The organism is Streptomyces sp. NPDC048337, assembly GCF_043201175.1.
In the GTDB taxonomy this organism is placed as follows: domain Bacteria; phylum Actinomycetota; class Actinomycetes; order Streptomycetales; family Streptomycetaceae; genus Streptomyces.
In genome coordinates, this window is sequence record NZ_JBICYR010000065.1 from 1 (window position 1) to 1,494 (window position 1,494).

General features: G+C 73.2%; 1 protein-coding gene and 1 pseudogene. Both read left to right on the plus strand.

The window, feature by feature from the left end; translation table 11 throughout:
- A pseudogene (locus ACGFYU_RS37880) lies at nt 1–144 on the plus strand (sensor histidine kinase); the annotation flags it as partial.
- A gap of 343 nt (nt 145–487) precedes the next feature.
- The coding region (locus ACGFYU_RS37885) for a sensor histidine kinase (RefSeq protein ID WP_393831842.1) at nt 488–1,494 on the plus strand (1,007 nt) is incomplete at its 3' end.

Below are 1,494 nucleotides of genomic sequence, written 5' to 3' on the forward strand. Positions count from 1 at the left end.
GGGAGCGGGCTGGCGGGGCTCGGGGAGCGGCTGGACGCCGTGGATGGGGTGCTGGTGGTGGACTCCCCCGCCGGCGGGGGGACCACGGTGACCGCCGAGCTGCCGTGGCGCGACCGCACGGGGGCGGGCGCCGGGCGGGGCTAGCCCCCGGGCCCCCTTGTTGTGGCGTGGGACTCCCGTCCGGGGTGGCGGGGGTCCCGTTCGTTTGTTGTGCGGGTGCCGCGCCGCCTCCTGGGGCTCCGCCCCGGACCCCGCGAGGCTGAGGGTGCCCGGCGTGGCTGGATGGTGCTGCCCGACGTGGCTGGATTTTCCGTCCGACTACGTCAAGTGCGGCTTCAAGATCGGGGCTCCGGCCCGGACCCCGCGTTCCATCGCTGGGTTTGGTGGGGTTAACCCCCCGGTGGACATGCCGACTCGCCGGATGGTTCGGGGTGGGTGGGAGCGGGAGGGTTGGGGGGTACGGGCTGATGGAAGGGCGGGCGGGTTCATGGGGAACGGCAAGGGCACGGGCAGTGGTGGGGGGATCCGGAGCGTGTTGCGGGCGCCCGTCGAGGGGCGGACCTGGCGCGAGTTCGGGTACCTGCTGATCGGGCTGCCGCTGAGCGTCCTCTATTTCTCGCTCGCGATCACCGGCCTGAGCCTCGGTGCCGGGCTGCTCGTCACCTTCCTCGGGGTTCCGGTGCTCGCCGGCATGCTGGCCATGTGCCGGGGGTTCGGCCACCTGGAGCGGGCCCGGGTCCGCACCTTCCTGGGGACCGACATCCCCGACCCCGCGCCCATCCGTGCCGGGAAGAGCGGGGCCCTCGCCGCCATGGGGGCGCTGCTCAAGAGCGGGAGCGCCTGGCGGCACGCGCTGTACTCCGTGATCCACTTCCCGTGGGCGGTGTTCGGCTTCTGCGTGGCGCTGACGTTCTGGGCGTACGGGTGGGGCTTCCTGCTGTACCCGCTCTGGTTCTGGGTCTTCCCGGCCTTCACCGACCAGTCCGGGCTCATGGTCTTCAACAACGGCGACTACGTCCTGAGCCTCGACTCCCCCGCGGAGATCCTGCTCACCTCCCTGGTCGGGCTGGCCCTCACCCTGGCCACGCCCTGGGTGTTCCGGGCCCTGACCACCGTCGACCGGGTCCTGGTCGGGGGGCTGCTCGGGCCGTCCCGGCTGGACAGCCGGGTGAGCGAGCTGGAGTCCGACCGGGGCGTGGTGGTCGACACCGCGGCGGCTGACCTGCGGCGGATCGAGCGGGATCTGCACGACGGGGCGCAGGCGCGGCTGGTGGCGCTGGCCATGGACCTGGGGCTGGCGAAGGAGAAGCTTGCGGAGGACCCGCTGGCGGCCGCGCGCATGGTGGACGAGGCCCACGGGGAGGTGAAGATCGCCCTCCAGGAGCTGCGGGATCTGGCACGCGGGATCCATCCGGCGGTGCTGACCGACCGGGGGCTGGACGCGGCGCTGTCGTCGGTGGCCTCGCGGTGCGTGGTGCCGGTGAAGGTGGCGGT